The following is a 232-nucleotide window of genomic DNA, read 5'->3' on the forward strand; positions in this document are numbered from 1 at the left end:
TTCGTTAAAGCTGTAGTGCGGACGGATTTGGTCTCATCTTTGATTGAGGCGGTAACCGATCTGCCGTGTAATGTTTTCCTGAATTTGTGCTTTGCTGATGCCGTTTCTGGCACAAAATATGGCGGCGGCCACCGCTTGCGCGCCTTTGTTGCCTTCGGGGTGGTTGTGGGTCACGGCAGCCGATTGTTCGGCGAAATACCGGGTCTCTTCCAGCGTGCCGAATGCCCAGCCG

General features: G+C 55.2%; 1 protein-coding gene. It reads right to left on the bottom strand.

Features of this window, described 5'->3' with window-relative positions:
• Nucleotides 1–33: 33 nt before the first annotated feature.
• The coding region (locus tag ACTHSL_RS14310; RefSeq protein ID WP_440381764.1) for an ADP-ribosylglycohydrolase family protein at nt 34–232 on the bottom strand (199 nt) is incomplete at its 5' end.

The sequence above is a fragment of the Neisseria sp. P0008.S010 genome (assembly GCF_051962715.1).
GTDB lineage: Bacteria > Pseudomonadota > Gammaproteobacteria > Burkholderiales > Neisseriaceae > Neisseria > Neisseria elongata.